This is a genomic window from Synechococcus sp. R6-10, from assembly GCF_047461815.1.
GTDB lineage: Bacteria > Cyanobacteriota > Cyanobacteriia > Thermostichales > Thermostichaceae > Thermostichus.
The window spans coordinates 1-5,773 of sequence record NZ_JANSHW010000266.1 but is presented as its reverse complement, the minus strand read 5'-3'; the positions used below and the strand labels follow the sequence as shown (position 1 = coordinate 5,773).

The 5,773-nt window shown below is 58.3% G+C and carries 5 protein-coding genes; 3 read left to right on the top strand and 2 right to left on the bottom strand.

Annotated features, from left to right (window positions below; translation table 11 throughout):
- From cphA to NW837_RS08285, 3 genes are all read left to right on the top strand, one after another.
- Positions 1–2,532: cyanophycin synthetase (gene cphA, locus NW837_RS08295; RefSeq protein ID WP_414330575.1), on the top strand; the 2,532-nt coding region annotated here is incomplete at its 5' end.
- A 360-nt stretch (positions 2,533–2,892) separates the two neighbouring features.
- Entirely contained in the window at positions 2,893–3,093 is a 201-nt protein-coding gene (locus tag NW837_RS08290; protein WP_414330572.1) for a hypothetical protein, read from the top strand.
- Between the two features lie 122 nt (positions 3,094–3,215).
- Positions 3,216–4,085 carry a prepilin peptidase gene (locus tag NW837_RS08285; RefSeq protein ID WP_414330570.1) on the top strand — a complete coding sequence of 290 codons (870 nt, stop codon included), beginning with the start codon at positions 3,216–3,218 and terminating at the stop codon, positions 4,083–4,085.
- A 269-nt stretch (positions 4,086–4,354) separates the two neighbouring features.
- On the opposite strand, the gene NW837_RS08280 is transcribed toward NW837_RS08285, so the two are convergent.
- Both NW837_RS08280 and NW837_RS08275 read right to left on the bottom strand, forming a co-directional pair.
- A complete protein-coding gene (locus NW837_RS08280; protein ID WP_414330567.1) occupies positions 4,355–4,729 on the bottom strand; it encodes a DUF6883 domain-containing protein in 375 nt (124 codons plus the stop codon).
- Between the two features lie 102 nt (positions 4,730–4,831).
- Positions 4,832–5,773, bottom strand: a 942-nt coding sequence (locus tag NW837_RS08275; protein ID WP_414330565.1) for a cobaltochelatase subunit CobN, incomplete at its 5' end; no start/stop codon positions are given.

Below are 5,773 nucleotides of genomic sequence, written 5' to 3'. Positions count from 1 at the left end.
GAACACCAGTGCTCCCGCGGCTGCTATGGGGGATTCTTGCAACGGGTGGAAGAGGGCACCCTCATGGGCCATGTGGTGGAGCATGTGGCCTTGGAACTGCAGACTCTGGCCGGCATGAAAGTGGATTTTGGCCGCACCCGCGAAACCTCCACCCCCGGCACCTACAACGTGGTGTTCGAGTATCAAGAGGCAGAGGCCGGGCGCTTTGCGGCCAAAGCTGCAGTCTACCTCTGTCAGGCTTTGGTGGACGGAGAAGACTACCGCCGCGACCTAGAACTGGACATTCAAGAGTTGCGAGAGATCCGAGAGAACGTCCGCTTCGGCCCCAGCACCCAAGCTTTGCTGGACGAGGCCGCCCTGCGCGGGATCCCCTATCTGCGCCTCAACAAGGGATCCCTGGTGCAACTGGGGTACGGCGTCTACCAAAAGCGCATCGAAGCCACCACCACTGAAAAAACCAGCATCATTGCCGCCGACCTGGCCGCCAACAAGCGGGCCACCAAAGAACTGCTGCAGGACATGGGGATCCCGGTGCCCAAGGGCTATACGGTGCGTCGCCGCAGCGAGTTGGCAGCCACCATCGAGGATGTCGGGGGCTTTCCGGTGGTGATCAAGCCCCTTAACGCCAACCACGGCAAGGGCATCACCGTCAACATCACCAGCCTGGAAGCCGCCGAGATCGCCTACGATGCCGCCAGCCAATACTCCGATGTGGTGTTGGTGGAAAAGCACCTGGTGGGGGATGACTACCGACTGCTGGTGATCAACAACAAGCTGGTGGCTGTGGCCAAGCGGATCCCAGCCTATGTGGTGGGAGATGGCCGCTCCACCATTCAAGAGCTGATCGACGAAGTCAACAGGGATCCGCGGCGGGGGTTTGGCCACGAAAACGTGCTGACCCAAATTAGCGTTGATGACATGACCCTGCGTATCCTCGAAAGCAAAGGCTACACCCTGGATACGGTGCTGCCCAAAGGAGAACATTGCACCCTCAAATCCACCGCCAACCTGAGCACCGGAGGCATCGCCGTCGATTGCACCGATATCATCCATCCCTACAACGCCTTCATTGCCGAACGGGCAGCTCAGATCATCGGCCTGGATGTGGCGGGCATCGACCTCATCTGCCCGGACATTGCCCAGCCCGTCAACGAAACCGGTGGCGGCATTGTCGAGGTGAACGCTTCTCCGGGTTTGCGCATGCACCTGGCCCCCAGCGAAGGGATCCCGCGCAATGTGGCTGAGCCCATCATCGACATGCTCTTTCCCCCCGGCAGCCACACCCGCATCCCCATCCTGGCCGTCACCGGCACCAACGGCAAAACCACCACCACCCGCCTGATCGCCCACATCCTCAAAGGCATCGGCAAGCGGGTCGGCTTCACCACCACCGACGGCGTTTACATCCAAAACCATCAAATTGCCAAGGGAGACATGACCGGCCCCCACAGCGCCCGCCTGGTGCTCAGGGATCCCACCGTAGAAGTGGCGGTGCTGGAAACGGCGCGAGGCGGCATTTTGCGAGAGGGGCTGGGGTTTCCGGAATGCGATATCGGCGTGGTGCTCAACGTAACCTCAGATCACCTGGGGTTGGGGGATATCGAAACCCTAGAAGACATGGCCCGCGTCAAATCCGTCTTGGTGGAAGCGGTACACGAGCGGGGCTACGCTGTCTTGAATGCCGATGATGGTCTGGTGGCCGCCATGGCCGCCAATGTCAAGGCGACAGTGGCCTATTTCAGCATGAACCCGGAAAATCCCCTCATTCAAAAGCACATTGCTTCCGGGGGCATAGCAGCTGTCTATGAAGAGGGCCACATCTCCATTTTGAAACGGGGCTGGAAACTGCGCATAGAAGATGTAACCAAAATTCCCCTCACCCTCTCTGGCAAGGCCAGCTTCATGATCCAAAATGTGCTGGCCGCTACTTTGGCAGCCTTCCTGCACGGGGTTTCCATCGACGACATCCGCATGGCGCTGGGCACCTTCACCAGTTCTGTAGCCCAGACCCCCGGTCGCCTCAACTTGTTTGATGTAGGGGGCTACCAGGTGTTGGTGGACTATGCCCACAACCCAGCAGGTTACGAAGCCATTCAAAGTACCCTGGAGCGCTGGGATTGCCAACGAAAAATTGGGGTTATCGGCGGGCCTGGGGATCGGCGCAACAGCGACCTACGAGAGCTGGGAGTCTTGGCAGCGCGCATGTTCGACCGGGCCATTGTCAAAGAAGATGATGACCGGCGAGGACGGGAACCAGGCGAGGTGGCCGCCCTAATCCGGCAGGGTTGGGAACAGGAAAAGGCAGGGGATCGTCTGCAGGAAATCTTGGATGAGGCAACTGCTATCGAAACCGCTCTGGAGAAAGCCGAACCCGGAGACCTGGTGGTGATCTTTCCGGCGGATGTACAGCGCACCATCCAGATCATCACCCGCTTTCAAGACAAGCTCAATCCCAAACCCAGTTACCGTGGCTCCTCCTACAGCATCGGCCCAGATTTGATCTCCCCCAGCCCTGACGTCAAACTGTCTTAGGCTGGCTGCCGACAACTCCAGAGTGCTCTATGGCCTCCATTCCTGGACAGACATCGAGAATTGAGTGGGCGGAGGTGACCCATAAGTCCTCGGCGGCGATATCCTAAGTTTAGGCTGGCGGGGGCAGGGCAGTTTGTCTCTTCTCTTAGAAAGAAGCAGGTGTTCGGCTTGAGGGATCCCCGGCTTTCAAGGGGCCCTAAGCATCTCCAAAAAAAGCCTGAGGACGTCAGGGATCCAGACGTCAGGGATCCAAAAGGGCTTGAGGATCCTATCCCGCTAACGAGCAAGGACTCCGTCTCGCTGACATAATGGGAAGGTCGTTAGGGTAGTCGTGAACTTGGCAAGGTAGGAAAACAGCTCATGGACAGCGCTCTGCTTCAAGCGGCTCGCCAGATTTATCAATTTCATCTGCAGCATCGACCGGAAGTGCTGGAGCAACCCCCGCGGGGAGTAGTCATCCACCGCCGTACCCTGCGAGGGGATCTGATCTTTTCCGAGTTTCCCATTCTCTTGCCCCAGGAAACTTTTATTCCGCTGCAGCAATTGGAGCCGCTGCGGTGAGGCACAAGGAGCTACGCTGACAGAGCAGATCCTTCCTTTTTCTGCCTTTAGGGACTCCGTCCTGCCGACGCGATGGGAATGGCTGCCATGCTCGAGATTCTCCCCTACTGCACAACGCTCACATGATGTGGCTGAGCATGATGTGGCTGAGCAGCGCCGACGCCAACAGAATCTGGGAGCTGCGCCTACTGGGCTGGGTGCTGGTACTGGTGCTGGGGGCCTGTGTGGGCAGCTTCTTGAACGTGGTGGTCTATCGCCTGCCGCAGGGCCTTTCTCTGCTCCATCCCGGATCCCATTGTCCAAGCTGCAAGACGCCGCTGGGCCCCACGGAGAACATTCCCATCCTGGGCTGGTTGTTGCTGCGCGGTCGCTGCCGCCATTGTGGAGCGCAGATTAGCTGGCGCTACCCTGCCGTTGAGGCGTTGACAATGGGCCTGTTTGCCCTCAGCATCGGCGCTTTGGGGTTTTCTGCCCAAGGGATCCTCACCTGCATCTTGTTGAGCTGGCTGTTGGCCCTGGCGCTCATCGATCTGGATACCTTTTTGCTGCCGGAGGAGCTGACCCGTTCAGGCCTGGTGGTGGGGCTTTTGGCCCGCCTGGCTCTGCCGTGGCTCCAGGGATCCGGATCCCTGGCCGCTACAGGCCTGTCACTGGTGGAAGGGATTGCAGGAGCTGTGCTGGGCCTCTGGCTGCTGGAGGGCATTGGCCTCTTGGCCCGTTGGGTCTTGGGGCGGGAGGCTATGGGCGGGGGAGATGGCAAGCTGTTGGCCCTGATCGGCATGTGGTTGGGCTGGCAGGGGGTGGTGGTGGCCCTTCTTTTGGGTTCCGGGTTTGGCCTGCTGGCTGGCTTGCTGGCCATGACCAAGGGGCGGGCCCGCCTGGGAAAGCCCATCCCCTTCGGCCCCTACTTGGCTATGGGCGGAGGGGTAGCCGCTCTAGCCGGATCCCAACTGGTGGAGGGCTACCTACGCTGGGCCGGATTGGTGGGGTAGAGGGAACGTCCATTCAACATTGGATACTTCATGTTTCGGGATCTATGACTTCAAACTGATCGGGAAAAAGAATGAGATTAAAATATCGAAAACCTCCTACCAAGCTCAAATCCGGAACCGCTAAATCAACCGCATAGCCTTCAGTGGGATCTGAGTAACATTCCACAATGGATCCCTGAGTTCCAGCAGGAATAGTGGTCTCGCTGAAATACTCCTTGACATCTGCCACAGTTTTGACTCTACTGTATGGCTTGATTCTAGAAGTGGTTTTACTCATCATTGTGTACCTCTAACCAATTGGTGACCAAACGAGGGATTAAACTTTCCTTATCAACCTGCCACACGGTCACTAAAGTGCCTTTTTTCTGATTGAGGCCCAAAATTTCAATCTTGACTCGATAGCGGCTTCCATAGGGTGTTGGAAACGGATCCCCGGCTAAGGCGCAAGGCAGAGCAGCAGTAACCTGTTGCAGAATGTGAGCAAATCCCACCCTTCTTCCCTCTGGTGTACTGACATCATAGCCAAGCTCTGCAAAGGCAATCCACTTGCCTTGATTTCCAGGATTAGCTGGATTCATAGAGTAATCAACGAACTTGGCAGGATCCACTGCTGCTTCAGAAGCCCTGGGCAAGGATCCGGCCATGGTTGCAGCTTTTGCCGACTTCACGTAAGGTCTAAGGACTCCGTCCCGCTGGCGCGAACAGTAGCCCAGACGTCTCACGCTAACCTGAAACAACCATATTAATTACTCCACCCCTTCGATTCTGTCCTCGATCTCCTGATACAGCTCCTGCAGGCGCTCGATATTGGCCTGGGAAGTCTGCCAATAGCCACGCCCATGCACCTCTAGCAGGGATCCGACAATGCGCCGGAAGGAGTGGGGGTTGAGGTTCATCAAGCGCTGCCGCATCGCCTCGTCCTTGATGAAAGTCTCGTTGGTTTCCTCGTAGATCCAGTTGTCCACCGCGCCTGCCGTGGCCGACCAGCCCGAAGTGTTGACCAACCGCTTGGCGATCTCCCGTACCCCTTCGTAGCCGTGCTTGAGCATCCCCTCATACCACTTGGGGTTGAGGAGCTTGGTGCGGGCGTCCAGACGGATGGTTTCGCTCAGGGTGCGGATCTGGGCGTTGGGCGTGGTGGTATCTGCCATGTAGGCCGAGGGGGCCTTGCCATCCGGGCGCAGGCTCTGCACCAGCTTGGTGGGATCCGCGTCGAAGTAGTGGCTGACATCGGTCAGGCTGATCTCCGAGGAGTCCAGGTTCTGGAAGGTCACATCCACCGTTTTCAGGCTGGCCTCGAAGAGCTGTCGCATCTGTTGGTTGGGCAGATTCGAGCCGAAGGCAAAGGACTTGCGGGATAGGTACATCTCCCGCAGCTCGCTTTCATCTTCCCAAGAGCTGTTTTCCACCGCCAGGTTGATGTTGGCGGAGTAGGATCCGGAAGCGTTGGAAAAGACCCGCGTTGCCGCCTGCTCCAACGTCAGCCCCAGTTCTTCTGCCTGCTGCAAGGCGTGCTTGCGCACAAAGTTCAGCTCCGGTGGCTCCACCGCTGCGGCCGCCAGCTTCACCGCCCGGTCGATCAGGTCCATCTGGTTGACAAACAGATCCCGGAACACCCCCGAGCAGTTCACCACCACATCAATGCGGGGCCGGCCCAGTTCCTCCAAGGGGATCAGCTCCACCTTGTT